Genomic DNA, 15982 nt, shown 5'->3' with positions numbered 1-15982 from the left:
ACGAACGTTAGCTTCTTTTTTGTTGGAGAGAATTCTTGACGAAATGCCTGCTTGACTTTACAATATCAGTATGATTAGATTTTTAATTCCAACCGCAAAAGAAATGAAGGCCAGTAAGGAAGTTTCGTCTCAAAAATTATCCGAAAAGAGTGCGGCTATCCTAACTGAAATGGCAAAATTGTCCACAGATGAATTATCCACAGCTTATAAAATAAAGCCTGAGCAGGCTGAGAAAGAAAAGCAGCGCTGGGCTGCGATTTTATCGGGAGAAGCGAAAACCTATCCGGCTATCGAGCTTTTTAATGGACTGATGTATCGTCACATCAAACGTAGTGACTTATCCACATGTGAAAAAGAATTCTTAGACCAACAAGTATTTATCACATCTTCTTTTTATGGAATCATTCCCGCTTTTTACCCGATTCAAGAACATCGTCATGACTTTCATACGAAGATTAAGGTTGATGGTCAGTCCTTAAAAAACTATTGGCGTGCTGAATATGATCAATTTTTAGAGGAGAGTCAAGTTCCGGTTGTTTCTTTGCTTTCAAGTGAATTCGAGGATGTTTTTAGTCCAACTCTTCGTAAGCAGTTATTCACGGTTAGTTTTATGGAAGACCGCAATGGGGTTCTTAAGACTCACTCTACGATTTCCAAAAAGGCAAGAGGGGCTTTTTTGACAGCTGTTATGGAGGAGAATTGTCAAACGATTAATGATTTACGAAAATTGTCTTTTGATGAGTTTAATTATCGTGAGGATTTATCCTCTAATAATGAGCTAGTTTTTGTTAAAATTGCATAAAAAGTCTGAGTTATAAGCTCAGACTTTTTTATAGCATATCTTTACGATCGACTTGTTCATAGTTCGTTTGACCGTCATTTAGCTTGTCCCAAATAACGACTTCTCCTTGATTAAGAGATTTTTTGACATCAATAATACGTTGATTAGATGATCCTCGAAACTGGAGCATAAGGTTCTTTTTAGTGATGTCAAAGCGGCCGTCAACGAGAATGTCAACGAGTTGAAGAAGTTCTAGTTTATCAGGAGTTTCAAGCATCAACTCCTCCCAAGTATAACCAGTCCAAGACCAGATATCTTTTTCCGGGAGTTCCTCACGAATGCGTTTGACTAGGGGAATGAGAATTCCTGTGTTTAGGAAGGGTTCACCACCAAGTAGCGTGAGACCTTGTACGTAAGGTTGAGCTAGATCCCTCATGATTTGTTCTTCAAGTTCTTTAGTATAGGGAATTCCTGCCTTAAAGGACCAGGTGGCAGCGTTATAGCATCCCTCGCAATGAAACATGCAACCAGAGACGTAAAGGGAGTTACGCACGCCTTCACCATCAACGAAATTAAAAGCTTTGTAGTCAATAATACGTCCTTGGCTAAGTTCTTCAGACTTCCATTCCTGTGGTTTTGGTGTATTCCATGTCATGATTCTACTCCAAATCTATCCAATAGCGCTCAGTTTCATGGCGAATGTTCTCCAACTGGCCACCGTTGGCTAATATAACAGCTCGACTAGCAGGATTCTTGATACTACAAGTGACCAGAGCACGATGAATATTCTTGTCTTTAGCTACTTGTAAGCCTTGACGGAGTGATTCTTTCGCATAACCCTTTCCTCGTTCGGATGGACGGATAGAGTAGCCAATATGGCCCCCTTTTTCTAGTAAGTAGTCATTTAATCGGAGACGAAGGTTGAGGAAACCAAGAGCATGATCCGCTTCGTCAAAACTAACCAGCTGGATAGCAGGAACCCAGTTTTCAGGAATATTGAGTCCCGCTTCCGCTTGAATATTTTCTTCCAGCCACTCTTCATAAACAAAATTGTCGGGGTTCCAAAATCCACCATCATGAGCAGATTGCTCCCTTTCAAATTCAGCCATCATCTCTAAGATAGCTTCTTTATCTGTTTGACTCGGTCGGCGTAAGATCATATTATTTCTTCTTTCCAGCTTTTTTCAAAAGGGCTTGGACACGTGCTTTTTTATCGTTTTTTACAGTTGCATTTTTTTCGTGGTAACGTTCCACTTGTTGCATACCTTTATAATCTAACTGATATTTTCCCATTATATTCCTTTCTAAAAATGAAATAAGCAAAGCAGTTGGAAGGTATCATCCAGCTGCTTCTAGTTTATTATAATGTATTCTAGGTCTTATTAAAGGTGTTTACCTTCATATTTTATGGTTGAACCGTTCATGTGTTTGACTCGAGCAGAGATTTCTTTGTGGCGTCCTTTAACCATTGGGCGTGCCTGTGGATTTCCTAGATAGCCGCAAGTACGTTTGACAACATCAACTGTTTTAGGATCTGTGTTGCCACAGTTAGGACACATGAATCCACGTTCTGTTGGGGTGAAGTCCCCTTCAAAGTCACACTTGTAGCATTTATCAATTGGAGTATTCGTTCCGAGGTAACCGACACGGTCATAAGCAAAGTCCCAGACAGCTTCGAGTGCCTTTGGATTTTGCTGGAGAACTGGATATTCGCAGTAATGGATGAATCCACCAGTTGCGCCAGCTTCGGGGTAAGCTTTTTCGAATTCTAATTTTTCAAATGGTGTTGGATTTTTACGAACATCGTAGTGGAAAGAGTTGGTGTAATACTCTTTATCTGTGATATCAGTCACGACACCGAACTTTTCAGTATCCAAACGACAGAAACGATCCGTCAAACTCTCTGATGGTGTTGAATAAACAGAGAAATGATAATCATATTCGTCAGACCAACTTTCACAAGCATTTTTCATAGATTTAACGATATCTAACGTGAATGCTTTGGCTTCTGGATTAGTCTCCCAGTCACTACCATAAAAAACGGATGCTACTTCATAAAGCCCAATATAACCAAGTGATACAGTTGCACGACGATGTTTGAAGAGTTGATCTACATTATCGAATTTACCTAGACGTTGGCCAAAGGCCCCGTACTGATAAAGAATAGGTGCATTAGCAGGTGTAGCTTCTTTGACACGTTCAACTCGGTAGACGAGTGCATCTTTGGCAATTCCCATTCTTTCTTCAAAAATTTCCCAAAATTTATCTTGGTCTCCCTTAGATTCTAGGGCAATTCGAGGAAGATTAAGGGTTACAACACCCAGATTCATTCGTCCAGAATTAACTTCAACACCATTTTCATCCTTCCACCCCTGGAGGAAGGAACGACATCCCATAGGAGCCTTAAAGGAACCTGTCAATTCAACGATTTTGTCATATGACAAGACATCTGGATACATACGCTTTGTTGCACATTCAAGAGCTAGTTGCTTAATATCGTAGTTAGGTGAGCTAGGCTCTAAGTTAAGTCCACGTTTTAAGGTAAAAATGAGTTTAGGGAAAATGGCTGTACGGTGCTCGGAGCCAAGTCCTAAAATACGAACTTGTAGGATAGCCTTTTGGATTTCACGCTCAAACCAGTTTGTCCCTAAACCGAAACCGAGGGAGGTAAAGGGAGTTTGTCCATTCGAAGTGAAAAGCGTATTAATCTCGTATTCAAGAGATTGCATAGCATCGTAGATATCTTTACGCGTTTTGGCGCGTGCATAGTCTTCACGTTTTTCTTCAGCTACCCACTCTTTAGCATCAGCTAAGTGTTTTTTGTAGTTAAGTTCTGCGTAAGGAGCTAAAAACTCATCGATACGGTCTGCAGTACAGCCACCATATTGACTAGAGGCAACATTTGCGATGATTTGTGAAATTTGTGCTGTTGCAGTTTGAATGGATTTAGGACTTTCAACTTCAGCGTTACCAATTTTAAAACCATTTGCCAACATGCCTTTGAAGTCAATCAAACAACAGTTGGTCATAGGTGTGTAAGGGCTGTAGTCTAAATCGTGGAAATGGATATCTCCCTTTTGATGAGCATTTGCTACGTGTGGAGGAAGCATCTTAAGTCCTACAGATTTTCCGACAATTCCTGCGGTTAAATCACGTTGCGTATTGTAAAGATCGCTATCTTTATTAGCATTTTCGTGAACAACAGCCTGGTCTTTATTAACAAGTTTACTAATGGTGAAATTGATGTCAGTAGCCTGAGAACGCTCAAAATCACGTTTGGTACGATAGTTGATATATTCTTGAGCGATAGCATATTCGTTAGCTTCGAGTAACTCGTGCTCTACTATGCTTTGGATTTCATATATTTTGATATTTTGAGTGAAGCGGTCATTGATTTCAGCAACAATACGGTTGGCAATTCCCTCCAACTTTGCTTCAATCAAGGGTGTGATAGGTGTAATAGCTTCACTTGCTTTTAGGATAGCCTCATATATTTTACTTGAATCAAAGACAACCATACGACCATCACGTTTGATGACTTTGATATCAGGGTTGATTGTAACCTTTTCTTTTTCTAATGTAATCATCTAAAAATCACCTCGCTACTAATTATAGCACTAGGCAAAAAAAAATCAATATATTGTGGTATATTTTTATCTCAACCACTATATATTGATTTTTTGACCTATTTTAGGACGTAAACAGTGTATCGTTCAACGCCTTTTACAGGGGCTTTTTTATAGTTTTTTGAAAGTGTAGATTTAACATCAGAAGGTAGTTGTGTATCTTGTTGGACAACGATATATTGTGCTGAATCTTGGATAATAGTATCTGAGAGAGCTTTCTGATGACTAGATTTAGCTGTGTTAAGTTCTGGAAGAACAAATTGTGAGGCTGCTTTACGACCGCTTTCCAAATAAATTTTTGCTGATGAATCGTAAACGTAGATAGTTTCATCCTTCTTAGTATTTTTAGCGAGGTAATTTGCAACAGTACTACGTTCAGTATTATTTCCTAAATTAAATAGGAATATAATGATTGGCATCGCGAAAGCAAATGCAAAGACTGCAATAGGTAAGAAGTAATTACGACTAAGGAAGATACCAAAAACTTTAAGTGTGTGAATCTGGTTACCATTACGACGTCGGTGAGAAGTTCGCTCTGCTCTCTTTTTAATAGCATCATCTAAAGAAAGTGCTGTCAAGACTAGACCATAAGGTACGATGTTGAGAATACTGTAAAGCCCAAAGCTTTGAGAGAACAAGCTGTAAACTACTGTAAAGATAAAACTAAGGAGTAGTACCCACTTGATGCTCTTATCTTTAGCATCGCCAAGAAGGTGGTTGCTTGTAGTCAGTGCACCAACAAGTAATCCAGAGCCTATAACAGCAAAACTTTGGTAAGCTAACGTAAGTAGAAAGTCATTTTTTTCTACAGCGAGTTGTGTAAAGTTGTAAACCAAAACTTGGTTAATATAGTCCGATGTAATTTGTAAATTTAGGATAAAGTAAAGACATAGATACAATACTAGAATGTTACCAAAAATAATACAAAGAACTTGATAAAAACCACGAGCAAAGTGTTTGTTGACAAGGTTGTAAACGAAGATTGTCACAAGTGACAATATCCAGAAAATAAGAGTTCGAGCTTCAAAAAGAGCTCCCGCAGTGCCAGCGAAGCCGTAAAGAATAAAGGCTTCATCACGACTGTGACCCGCAAAGTAACGAGTTAAGAAGAAGATGGCACCTAGGACAAAAGGCATAGCAAATTGGATAGGGTAGAGACCACCAAAACCAAGTGTTCCATTAGTGACATAGAAAATAATACTAATTAGAGTGGCAATTTCCTTCTTGTTTGTCATGTGCATGACAGTCTTGTAAAGGTAACTTCCAGAAAGATAGTAGGTAAGGAATTGAATAGGAATCAGCCAAAGAGTTGATCCTAAACGGAAAGCCAGAGAAACTAGTAAGTAATAAAAGAAGCCGCCTGTCGCAAAAAAGTCAGAGTAGGGTAAGCTACCATTGGCAAACATTTTTGCAATGTAAAGGTTTTGAGACTGTATATTATTGGCAAAGTCTGTAAAGCAGGGAACTGATATACTAAAAATACTCAAAATCAAACTGAGAATCAGGATATGGCCTCTATGCTTCCATGGAAGTGAAATCTTAGTTTTTTTCTCTATTTGAGACGAATTTGATTCTTCTGTATGTCCCTGAATTGTCACTTCAATCTTTTCGGATTGATTATCTTGTATATGAGATTGATGGTGGCTTCGATGATAACCTTGGTAGCCACTTGAATCTAAAGTATTGTCTTCGTTGTATGGACTCACAATTAAACTCCTTTGTTGACATTTGGATAGTTATAAATAAAAGGGTCTTATCCCCTAATTGTCTTATTTAAAGTATATCAGATAATACCATTTAGTCAATTTTCCTCTAATTTCTTACATTTAAGAAAAAAATATCTAAAAAAGAGACTGAGATACAATATCCCAATCTCTTTTTAACAAGTCATTTCTTTGCCTATGGCATTGATTATTTTTTAGTTTTCATCGATGAAGCTATTGAAAACTTCTTCAATCATATCCCATTCAGCATCTGAATCTTCAGGGATTGGTTGAAGGTCGCCTTCAGTACCGTCTTCATTTTCAGTGAATGAGTATGCTTGGATTTCAATTTCTCCATTAGCATCTTCTTCAGCACCAGCTGGTACCAAAAGAACATAGTTTTTACCAAATTCTTCGCGTCCATCAATAGTCAACAAGATTTCAAAAAGTGTTTCATTTCCTTGTTCGTCTACTAAAGTGATGACTTCATGATCATGGTTGTGGTCGTGATTGTGTGACATATTGTTCTCCTTTTTGTAGAGAGCACTGAATAGTGAGGAAATCTAGTATATTGCTTGGCAGTTTACTAGATTGTCACTTGACTATTAGGTCTCTATTACACTTTCTTAAAACATTCGATCGAGGTAGTTTTGTAGAATAAGTTGGGCAGCTAATTTATCAATAACTTTTTTACGTTTACCACGGCTGATATCTGCTTGTTCAACCAACATACGCTCGGCTTGAACAGTTGTCAAGCGTTCGTCTTGGTAATCTACAGGAATTCCAAAGATTTCCTTGATTTTGTAACCATAGGCTTTGCTTGCCTCAACACGTGGTCCTTCAGTGTTATTCATATTTTTAGGAAGACCAACAACAAATTTTTCTACCTTATATTCTTTAACGAGCTCGCCTAGTCGGTCGAAACCAAACTCTTCAGCCTCCTCGTCAATTTTAATAATTTCAACGCCTTGGGCTGTAAAACCGAGGGGATCACTAATCGCAACTCCTACTGTTTTTGAGCCAACATCAAGTCCCATTACTCGCATTAGAGGTCAATTCCATTTCCTTTAAGATAATAGCGAACGAGTTCTTCAACGATTTCATCACGTTCGTATTTACGAATCTGGTTACGGGCGTCATTATAACGCGGAACATAAGCAGGGTCACCGCTCAGAACATAACCGACGATTTGGTTGATAGGATTATAACCTTTCTCAGCTAACGAACGGTAGACATTTGTCAAAGTATTACTGATTTCATCTTTGCTACCGTCGTCTAGGTTGAAACGAACAGTTTCATCTGTAAATCCCATACTGACACCTTCTTTCTATAAGAATTATCTGTTAGTTCTTTATTATAACATAAGTATAGCCAAAAGGGAAAGACGATGAACAAAAAAAGAGACGACTGAAGCCATCTCTCTTAATATCCAATAAGATTAAACGCGTTCAACTTTACCAGATTTAAGCGCACGAGCTGAAGCCCAAACTTTTTTAGGTTTACCATCAACAAGGATAGTAACTTTTTGAAGGTTAGGTTTAACGGCACGTTTAGTTTTGTTCATAGCGTGTGAACGGTTGTTTCCAGAAACAGTTTTACGTCCTGTAAAGTAACATACTTTAGCCATTTCGTGTTTTCCTCCTAGGTAGAATTTATTACGGATGTGCTAGCACCACATACCAAAACATTCTATCATAAGAATTTAGGTTTGACAAGAACTATTTATAATTTCTTTTTATAACAAAATAGTATATGCTTATTATAATAAGAAAAAATCAGTTAAAAAAGGAGAGAAGATGCCAGATAATCTTGCTCTACGCATGCGTCCACGTACAATTTCAGAGGTGATTGGTCAGAAGCATTTGGTTGGTGAAGGTAAAATTATTCGCCGTATGGTAGAAGCGAATATGCTGTCGTCAATGATTCTCTACGGGCCACCAGGAATCGGGAAGACCTCAATAGCTAGTGCTATTGCAGGAACAACAAAATTTGCTTTTAGAACCTTTAATGCTACTGTTGATAGCAAGAAACGCCTACAGGAAATTGCGGAAGAGGCTAAATTTTCAGGTGGCTTAGTTCTGCTTCTAGATGAGATTCATCGTTTGGATAAAGCTAAACAAGACTTTTTATTGCCACTCTTAGAGAATGGTAATATTATCATGATTGGGGCTACAACGGAGAATCCGTTTTTTTCTGTCACACCAGCCATCCGTAGTCGTGTACAAATATTTGAGTTGGAACCACTCTCTAACGAGGATATTAAGGAAGCTATACTAGGTGTTCTAGAGGACAAGGAGCGTGGCTTTGACTTTGATGTCCAGTTAGATGAGGATGCTCTAGATTTTATTGCTACGGCTACTAATGGTGATTTACGTTCGGCTTATAATTCCTTAGATTTAGCTGTCATGTCGACGCCAGCTTCAGAAGATGGGCTTCGCCATATTACTTTAGATACAGTGGAAAATAGTTTACAACGTAGCTATATCACCATGGATAAAGACGGTGATGGACACTATGATGTACTTTCTGCTTTGCAAAAATCTATTCGAGGCTCTGATGTTAATGCCAGTCTTCACTATGCAGCACGTTTGGTTGAAGCAGGAGATCTCCCTAGTCTAGCACGACGCTTGACTGTGATTGCGTACGAGGATATTGGTTTAGCTAATCCTGATGCGCAAGTTCACACGGTTACAGCTTTGGAAGCTGCACAGAAAGTAGGTTTCCCAGAGGCGCGTATTTTGATTGCCAATGTAGTTGTTGACTTAGCTTTATCTCCTAAGTCGAATTCGGCTTATATGGCTATGGATGCTGCCTTGGCAGACCTTAGAAAATCAGGGAATTTACCTATTCCTCGTCATTTGAGAGATGGACACTATGCTGGAAGCAAGGAACTGGGCAATGCACAAGATTACAAGTATCCCCATGCTTATCCTGAAAAGTGGGTCAAACAACAATATCTTCCGGATAAATTAAGAGGTGTGAATTATTTCCAACCCAATGAAACCGGGAAATATGAAAGAGCTCTTGGAGCTAATAAAGAACGGATCGATAAGTTATCTAGGTAATACGAGAGGAATCAACGAAAACGATTGCAATAAAATTGATTTTTCCTCTTGCAATAATTTTCAAAAGTGGTATTATAAAAACATAGAAATTGCTGTGGTATACGAATCCACATATAAGTGTTGACCGACTAATTTTTGTATTATCGGGAGACAGAGGTCTATTAACAGTGTGCAGGCTGGCTCACCCAGAAGCAACTGAAGTTAGTAGCGAGTCGCCCACCTGCTTTTTTACGTCGCGGGTTCAATACAAACGGTGGATCATCGGTACCAATACAGCATCCAGCCTCCTTAGCTCAGTTGGTAGAGCAGTGGACTCTTAATCCATGGGTCACAGGTTCGAGCCCTGTAGGGGGCATCTAAATCAACAGGAAAAAGCCTTGATTTATAAGGCTTTTTTGCTTGTCTATAACTGATTTGCCCCATCATTTGCCCCACATTTTTTTATGAGCAATCTTTCCAGACATCTCTAATTTGATTAAATTCTTCAAAAATTTTCTCTTCTAAAGTGTGTCCATATACTTCTACTAACATTGAAATATCTTTATGCCCTAGAATTTTTGCAATAACTCCAAGGTCAAATCCTTTGTGCCAGAGGTAGCTTCCATAGGTATGACGTGCTCCTTTTGTCGTGATAATTGGATAAATATCTAATTCATTTAAAAGAACACTCAAAGCTTTATTGACACTTGCAATATCTGGTACCAAGTGAATATATCCATAATGCTGAAAAATCATTTTATACCTATTCTTGATTCCTAGCTCTTTATTAGCCTTCTCCTGTTCAATTTTTAGGTCTTGTAATATCTTAATACATTCTTCGTCTATCGGTACCATCCGAATAGACGTTTTGTTTTTTGGAGGGACAAATTTATGAGAAAGGGTATTAAACCTCCTATATGTTTTTAGCAGTCCTCTGTCAAAGTCAACTTCATTCCAAGTTAACGCTATTAACTCTCCAAACCTCATGCCTGTTTTTAATAGAAAATAGATGATATAAGGAACAATTGAACGTTGGTAATCAAATTTTTTCTTTACTGCTAAAAGTAAATCCAGATAGTCCCTTTCTGTATGTAAATATTTCTCTTCTGTCATCTGTTGTTCTTTGGATGAAAATAACTCGACATGTTGTGTAAAATCATCAATTAGAACTTTGTCGGCAATTGCCATTTGGATGCTCTGATGAATCCCAGTATTCAATCTACCAAGAAAATTTCTACCAACTGTTTGTCCATACTTATTCATAATTCTTTGGTATTCACTCGCACGAATTTGAGTGACTTTTTTATTTCCAAATAATCTTTCAATTGTGTTTTTACGGAGAAGATATTTTTTCTTTGTCTCTTCCGACCTACTACTCGGTAGAATTTTTAGTTCAAGCCATTCTTGATACAGATCTACAAGAGAAATATCTCTAGAAATTCTTTTTCCTAAACGAAGTTCTTGCAGAATCGGTTCAGCTTCTGACTCTGCAAGTTTTTTTGTTTTAAAACCGCTATTATGAACAACAGTTTTCCCTTCGCTACGAATTTCATAGGTCCATAAATTACTATCTCCTCGCTTTCGATAACGAACACTTGCCATATTACGCCACCTCAGTTCCTAGAATCTCATTTACAACACTTTTTGGAACAACCATCAAACGTTTGCGATTATAAAATGTATAGCCTCGTGAGACAAGTAATTCTCTTGCCTGATGGATGATATCATTTGCAGTGTGAGGGCGATAGCCCATTTCAATTAATTCTTTGTTGCTAATTAAATTATGATCCATAGTTATCCTCCTTATTGATTTTCTAAAGTCAGAAACTCACCTACAAGTAGTTGTAATTCTGTATTTAATTTAGGGAGATTCTGTATTAATACTTCTTTTAATTCTTCCGCAAATTGGTTCGTTTCTTCTCTCAATAGTTTGCGGACTCTTGTTTTTTTCTTTTTGATGCTATCTGATTTTAAATTTGGAAAAGCCAATGACAACAGTTCAGGATTGTTGACAAAGATAATTGTAAATGCTCTTTGCTCCACTCGAATATGATCTAGCTTATAAAATCCGAAATTATCAAGTCGATTCATAATATCTTGGACCATCTCCTCCCCAATCGCTTTGGTTCTGAGTTGGAACTCTAGTCTCCACCAAAACGGATTTACAGCCAAATCTAGCTTCTCTTCACGCTTGTGAGCAATGATTTCTTTATTCTTATCATATAACCTAACTTGTACATTACTACCGCTAGAACCCCAATATTTCGTCTCTAATTCGCCCCCTCGACCATAGAAGACCTTATGGGTAACACCACCTTTAATATGTTGCAAATTAACGATCTCAGGCCTGTTGAGAATGTCAAATGCCAAATCAAAACGAGACAATCGTACCGTCAATGAATTCAATCTGGCAAAGTACATTAATTGCCTCCATACTTTCATTCCATCAAATTCTTTTAAAGTGTTAGGATTGAAATCAATCCGAATCAATTGTTCACCTCCATAAGTGGATAATTGAAAAAATATAATATTGATTGAATCATACTCATTAAAATCTTTAGCTAAAGTAAAGACATCATCTCGCACGTTATCATGTATTTCAAATGAGTCAACTCTTGTACTTATTGCCTGTTTCAGATTTTTGAAAATCCGTCTTAGAGAACCAGTATCAGTATCCCAGATAACCGTTAGTCTATCGATACTGACATCTAACCTCTGTACTAATTCTCCTACATCACATCGTTCTTGAATGCTTCTTAAATCTTGTATAGAAACCAACAAAATTGTCCCCCCTTCTTTTAGATTTTTTAGGCCTCAGAAACACCGTAAAATCAACGTTTGCTCGTTCCGTCGTTCTTTGGACGTTGTCCTAAGTGTCCCTTTTTGCTGGCTGTTAGAATAGCCAGCTTTTGCTTGGCTAGAAATTGTCTGGACGGCAGTCCGCAGGACTTCGCCTGACTTCCCGTCAGGCTCGTCCCTTGTCCTTGTCCACACAATTTCTAGCTCCAAGGCTTCGAATAGTCATAAGTCATAGTCTCGTCTTCAACTTCCTCCTCACTCACTATTCCTAAACATATGAGCTATTTTGTATCATTTATAACTTATTTATAAGTTATAAATATATTTTACAAAAAATATTTGGGGTAGTCAACTAAAAACTTGATTTGTAAGTTTACAGGTGATAAAATAAGTTAAAAATAAAAACAGGAGTTTCCCATGACCTTTATTATTCAAAATTTTGGACCCAATTTGGCACGACTACGCATAGAAAAAGGAGTAAGTCAAACTCAACTAGCTGAAGACTTAGGAATTGGTAAACAGTCCATCTCTGATTATGAAAAACAAAAAAGCTATCCTACCTTTGCAAATTTAGATAAGATAGCAGAATATTTTAATGCAACTCCAACTCAACTTTTTGGAACGAGTAAGGAGATTGAATTAGAAAAGAGTGTTCTTGAATCGAATGAATACTCTGATAAAGTAAGTGAGATCTTAAAGGCTGTCAAATACATCGAACATTTTCTACAAACTGATGGACAGTACTTAGAGGATTTACTTTACCTAACAAGAGGCAACCAGCTATACACAGAAGATGGAGATGAGTTGTATATTGATCCAACTTCTCAGAAAAGAACATTTCATAACCAATATGAACCTGGTTTTATTGTAGCAAGAGATAAATCCCCACTAGAACTCTTAATTGAAAATAAGGACCTATTAGATTAAAAAAAGCGAGGATATGTACTGATCCCAAAAGTTAGATTTTTTCTGTCTAACTTTTGGGGTGCAGTACATTTTCAACTCTCTTATTTATTTTCTTATCTCACATAATTACTTCACATATCCAGGCTCATCAAATTCATTTTTTTCAATAACATATGCCACATTTGCATCCTTATTGATCAAAGAACATATATCTATTAAACTACAAAAGCTCTCTGACCGCAAAATTCCGTTAATTTACAACCTTATTCCTACTTTCTATTTTACTTTTCTGACAGATAAGATTATAATAAGAAGTATTTATTTTCGGAGGTTTTTATGTCATTTCTATCAAAAAATTGGGCAGGACTGTTAGTCTGTCTGATCATTTCTATCATCTCTTGGGTTTTAGGAGGCTTTCTGCCTGTTGTGGGAGCACCTGTTTTCGCCATTTTTATCGGAATGATTCTCTACCCCTTTCTCACTCCCTATAAACAACTGGATGCTGGTTTGACTTATAGCTCCAAAAAATTGCTTCAGTATGCTGTTATCTTACTTGGTTTTGGACTCAATATCTCTCAAGTTTTCGCAGTTGGAAAATCTTCCCTTCCTGTCATCCTTTCGACTATTTCTATCGCTTTAATTATTGCTTTCTTTTTCCAACGATTTTTTAACATGGATACAAAGCTAGCTACCTTGATTGGGGTAGGCTCTTCTATCTGTGGCGGTTCTGCCATTGCAGCGACTGCTCCTGTTATTCACGCCAAGGAAAAAGAAGTAGCCCAAGCCATTTCTGTTATCTTTTTCTTCAATGTCTTGGCAGCTCTTATCTTTCCAACTCTAGGTTCTTGGCTCCATCTCTCCAACGAAGGTTTTGCTCTCTTTGCGGGTACTGCGGTCAACGATACTTCCTCTGTAACAGCCACAGCTAGCGCCTGGGATAGTCTGTATCATACCAATACTCTAGAATCTGCAACCATTGTCAAACTGACTCGTACCTTAGCTATTATCCCTATTACTCTCTTCCTCTCCTATTGGCAAAGCCGTCAACAAGACAACAACCAAGGAGTAAAGCTTAAAAAAATCTTCCCCGTTTTCATTCTCTACTTCATCCTAGCTTCTCTGCTAACTACCGTCCTTACTTCTTTTGGTGTTAGCAATAGCTTCTTTTCACCTCTCAAACAGCTCTCCAAATTCCTCATCATCATGGCTATGAGTGCTATTGGTCTCAAAACTAACCTCGTTGCTATGATCAAATCCAGTGGAAAATCCATTCTTCTTGGAGCCCTTTGCTGGATTGCTATCATCCTGACTAGTCTTGGCATGCAATTACTCATCGGTATTTTCTAAGAAAAAAGGGAGCCTAAAGGCTACCTCAGAACGTAGACAAACGTCATTTTTGGCGTTTGTCTTTTTGTATCTTCAAAGATATTTTGTCTTATCATCTACTATTCCATCCAAAAATCTGATTTAAAGCAAAATAAAAAGGGATATTCCCTATCCATTTCGATAATTTTTTCATTACCCATTCTTCATTATCAATCATCAAACACTCTGCCTGTGAGTTGGTACATGAGGTAAATGTGCTCCAAGGTTTTGACAATTCGCGTCACATGAAGTTATTTAAGCATCTCCTTTTCTCTCATTACCATTTTCTGTTATAATAAATTGTACTTCTAGAATAGAAAGGTCTTAAGATGGCAACTCTTATTAAGCATAAACGTGTAGAATTTTCAGAACTATTTTATGACCTAGTGTTTGTTTTTGCAATTTCAAAAGCAACTGCTTTAATTCACCCTATTCATAACGGTGTTTTGGCTTGGGACTCTTTACTTGATTTCTTCATCTCTGTCATGGTTATCATCAATTCCTGGATGATTCAAACCATTTATACCAATCGCTATGGAACAAACTCGTTATTTAACATGGTAATCATGTTTATCAACATGGGACTTATGCTCTTTATATCCAATATGATTGGATACAATTGGCAACAATGGTACTATCATACCTGTTGGGCTGTTGGCACATTAACCCTTACCTTATTTTTTCAATATTTGGTTCAGTTTTTTAGAGGATCAACCGATAGTGCTGATCGGGAAAGTATCAAAGGTTTTCTATGGTTGACAGGTCTACAAAGCTTAGGAGTCTATCTGGCAGCTCTTTTTCCTATTTACGTTGGAGTCTATATCTTTATTGCTAGTATTCTGCTAACATTTATTGTGCCAATTTTCTTGATTACTAAAGATGAGCATTTCCAAGTAAATCTTCCCCATTTAATCGAGCGCGTCTCCCTTCTTGTCATTATTACGTTTGGAGAGATGGTTATTGGGCTAGTTAACTTCTTTACAGTTGAGAATTTCTCGATATATTCGGTTCTTAATTTCGTTATCATGCTTTCTCTGTTCTTGTTTTATTTTGGTGAATTTGACCATGCTATTGACGAAGGATCCAATCAAAAGGGATTATTTATAATTTATAGTCACTATCCTATTTTCATTGGGCTTATGTTGATGACAGTTTCGATGGGTTTTCTTCTGAATCCTGAGGCTAATCTTCTCGTTGCAATCAGCTTCTTTTATATCGGAATTGGCCTCTTCCAAGCTGCTGTCCTAGCAAATGGGCCCTATAACAAAAACTATCTTCGCTATTCGAAAAGTTACTACTGTGCTCAAGCGACACTCTATCTGGCTGCCTTGATTCTCTCTTTGGTTTTCGCTTCGAATCCTACAATAGTGCTGAGTATTGCAACCATCTTCGCTCTAGCTATAGCCATTCATTTTATTTATTTTTATGTGACACAGAATAAAAAATATTCCAAATCTAACTGGGGGTTCTTTTAATGAGTTTATAACATAAAAAAGCTTTGGGAACCAAGGCTTTATATGATATCAATCACCGACCACGAAAATGTTTAGCTTACAGAACTGCTAGTGAAGCTCTAGAGGATGAGTTCGAGTAAATGTTGCACTTATTCTTGCAATTTATCATTTACTTGATGCACGAACTCGATATTTTTTTCGTTAATTTGTTTTTGCCCCACTTTTGCCCCATTTTTAAATCCTGACATTGAAAATACCTAAAAGTATTTCCCTAAAATCAGCTATATTTCAACATTTTTGTTTA

The 15982-nt window shown here is 37.5% G+C and carries 18 protein-coding genes, 1 tRNA gene and 1 other RNA gene; 7 read left to right on the top strand and 13 right to left on the bottom strand.

Features of this window, described 5'->3' with window-relative positions; all coding sequences use genetic code 11:
- Window positions 1-70: 70 nt before the first annotated feature.
- Entirely contained in the window at window positions 71-802 is a 732-nt protein-coding gene (gene yaaA, locus SSAL8618_RS09910; RefSeq protein ID WP_002885850.1) for a peroxide stress protein YaaA, read from the top strand.
- 28 nt (window positions 803-830) lie between these two features.
- Here yaaA and nrdG read toward each other — a convergent pair whose 3' ends face one another.
- The 9 genes from nrdG to rpmB all read right to left on the bottom strand — a co-directional run bounded on the left by nrdG (window position 831) and on the right by rpmB (window position 7737).
- Complete coding sequence (nrdG, locus tag SSAL8618_RS09905; RefSeq protein WP_002885801.1) at window positions 831-1436, bottom strand: anaerobic ribonucleoside-triphosphate reductase activating protein; 606 nt, start codon at window positions 1434-1436, stop codon at window positions 831-833.
- Between the two features lie 4 nt (window positions 1437-1440).
- Complete coding sequence (locus SSAL8618_RS09900; protein WP_002885693.1) at window positions 1441-1941, bottom strand: GNAT family N-acetyltransferase; 501 nt, start codon at window positions 1939-1941, stop codon at window positions 1441-1443.
- 1 nt (window position 1942) lies between these two features.
- Window positions 1943-2074 (bottom strand): hypothetical protein, encoded by a 132-nt coding sequence (locus tag SSAL8618_RS10895; RefSeq protein ID WP_002885877.1) that lies wholly within the window; start codon window positions 2072-2074, stop codon window positions 1943-1945.
- An 89-nt stretch (window positions 2075-2163) separates the two neighbouring features.
- Window positions 2164-4368 carry an anaerobic ribonucleoside-triphosphate reductase gene (gene nrdD, locus SSAL8618_RS09895; protein WP_002885751.1) on the bottom strand — a complete coding sequence of 735 codons (2205 nt, stop codon included), beginning with the start codon at window positions 4366-4368 and terminating at the stop codon, window positions 2164-2166.
- Between the two features lie 98 nt (window positions 4369-4466).
- Complete coding sequence (locus SSAL8618_RS09890) at window positions 4467-6113, bottom strand: hypothetical protein (RefSeq protein WP_038676894.1); 1647 nt, start codon at window positions 6111-6113, stop codon at window positions 4467-4469.
- A gap of 212 nt (window positions 6114-6325) precedes the next feature.
- Complete coding sequence (locus tag SSAL8618_RS09885) at window positions 6326-6631, bottom strand: DUF1292 domain-containing protein (RefSeq protein WP_002887079.1); 306 nt, start codon at window positions 6629-6631, stop codon at window positions 6326-6328.
- Window positions 6632-6736: 105 nt separating this feature from the next.
- A complete protein-coding gene (ruvX, locus tag SSAL8618_RS09880; protein ID WP_022496180.1) occupies window positions 6737-7156 on the bottom strand; it encodes a Holliday junction resolvase RuvX in 420 nt (139 codons plus the stop codon).
- A complete protein-coding gene (locus SSAL8618_RS09875) occupies window positions 7156-7422 on the bottom strand; it encodes an IreB family regulatory phosphoprotein (RefSeq protein WP_002885737.1) in 267 nt (88 codons plus the stop codon). Before SSAL8618_RS09875 ends, ruvX begins: the two co-directional genes overlap by 1 nt.
- A 126-nt stretch (window positions 7423-7548) precedes the next feature.
- The gene (rpmB, locus tag SSAL8618_RS09870) at window positions 7549-7737 is read right to left on the bottom strand and encodes a 50S ribosomal protein L28 (RefSeq protein ID WP_002885786.1); all 189 of its coding nucleotides are present in this window, start codon (window positions 7735-7737) and stop codon (window positions 7549-7551) included.
- 169 nt (window positions 7738-7906) lie between these two features.
- Here rpmB and SSAL8618_RS09865 point away from each other — a divergent pair, with 169 nt between their 5' ends.
- The 3 genes from SSAL8618_RS09865 (at window position 7907) to SSAL8618_RS09860 (ending at window position 9530) form a co-directional block, all read left to right on the top strand.
- Complete coding sequence (locus SSAL8618_RS09865) at window positions 7907-9175, top strand: replication-associated recombination protein A (protein ID WP_002885641.1); 1269 nt, start codon at window positions 7907-7909, stop codon at window positions 9173-9175.
- A gap of 86 nt (window positions 9176-9261) precedes the next feature.
- Window positions 9262-9456, top strand: a non-coding RNA gene (ssrS, locus tag SSAL8618_RS10495) — 6S RNA.
- 1 nt (window position 9457) lies between these two features.
- A tRNA-Lys gene (locus SSAL8618_RS09860) sits at window positions 9458-9530 on the top strand.
- Window positions 9531-9616: 86 nt separating this feature from the next.
- On the opposite strand, the gene SSAL8618_RS09855 is transcribed toward SSAL8618_RS09860, so the two are convergent.
- Genes SSAL8618_RS09855 through SSAL8618_RS10945 form a run of 4 tightly spaced genes read right to left on the bottom strand, consistent with a single transcriptional unit; the run spans window position 9617 to window position 12163 of the window.
- Window positions 9617-10756, bottom strand: a complete 1140-nt coding sequence (locus SSAL8618_RS09855; RefSeq protein ID WP_014635152.1) for a site-specific integrase — start codon at window positions 10754-10756, stop codon at window positions 9617-9619.
- Window position 10757: 1 nt separating this feature from the next.
- Window positions 10758-10946: a DUF3173 domain-containing protein gene (locus tag SSAL8618_RS09850; protein WP_002903611.1), complete on the bottom strand. Its 189-nt coding sequence runs from the start codon at window positions 10944-10946 to the stop codon at window positions 10758-10760.
- Window positions 10947-10957: 11 nt separating this feature from the next.
- The gene (locus tag SSAL8618_RS09845) at window positions 10958-11935 is read right to left on the bottom strand and encodes a replication initiation protein (protein ID WP_038676890.1); all 978 of its coding nucleotides are present in this window, start codon (window positions 11933-11935) and stop codon (window positions 10958-10960) included.
- A gap of 33 nt (window positions 11936-11968) precedes the next feature.
- On the bottom strand, window positions 11969-12163 hold the full coding sequence (locus SSAL8618_RS10945) for a hypothetical protein (RefSeq protein ID WP_072903616.1): 195 nt from the start codon (window positions 12161-12163) through the stop codon (window positions 11969-11971).
- A gap of 207 nt (window positions 12164-12370) precedes the next feature.
- On the opposite strand from SSAL8618_RS10945, the gene SSAL8618_RS09840 reads away from it, so the two are divergent.
- The 3 genes from SSAL8618_RS09840 (at window position 12371) to SSAL8618_RS09830 (ending at window position 15699) form a co-directional block, all read left to right on the top strand.
- The gene (locus SSAL8618_RS09840) at window positions 12371-12880 is read left to right on the top strand and encodes a helix-turn-helix domain-containing protein (RefSeq protein ID WP_014712806.1); all 510 of its coding nucleotides are present in this window, start codon (window positions 12371-12373) and stop codon (window positions 12878-12880) included.
- A 315-nt stretch (window positions 12881-13195) separates the two neighbouring features.
- On the top strand, window positions 13196-14206 hold the full coding sequence (locus SSAL8618_RS09835) for a YeiH family protein (RefSeq protein ID WP_003009857.1): 1011 nt from the start codon (window positions 13196-13198) through the stop codon (window positions 14204-14206).
- 347 nt (window positions 14207-14553) lie between these two features.
- A complete protein-coding gene (locus SSAL8618_RS09830; RefSeq protein ID WP_014635148.1) occupies window positions 14554-15699 on the top strand; it encodes a low temperature requirement protein A in 1146 nt (381 codons plus the stop codon).
- Window positions 15700-15982: the final 283 nt, after the last annotated feature.

The sequence above is a fragment of the Streptococcus salivarius genome, from assembly GCF_000785515.1.
In the GTDB taxonomy this organism is placed as follows: domain Bacteria; phylum Bacillota; class Bacilli; order Lactobacillales; family Streptococcaceae; genus Streptococcus; species Streptococcus salivarius.
Note: the sequence above shows the minus strand (reverse complement) of the source record. Positions and strands in the feature narration are given on the sequence as shown.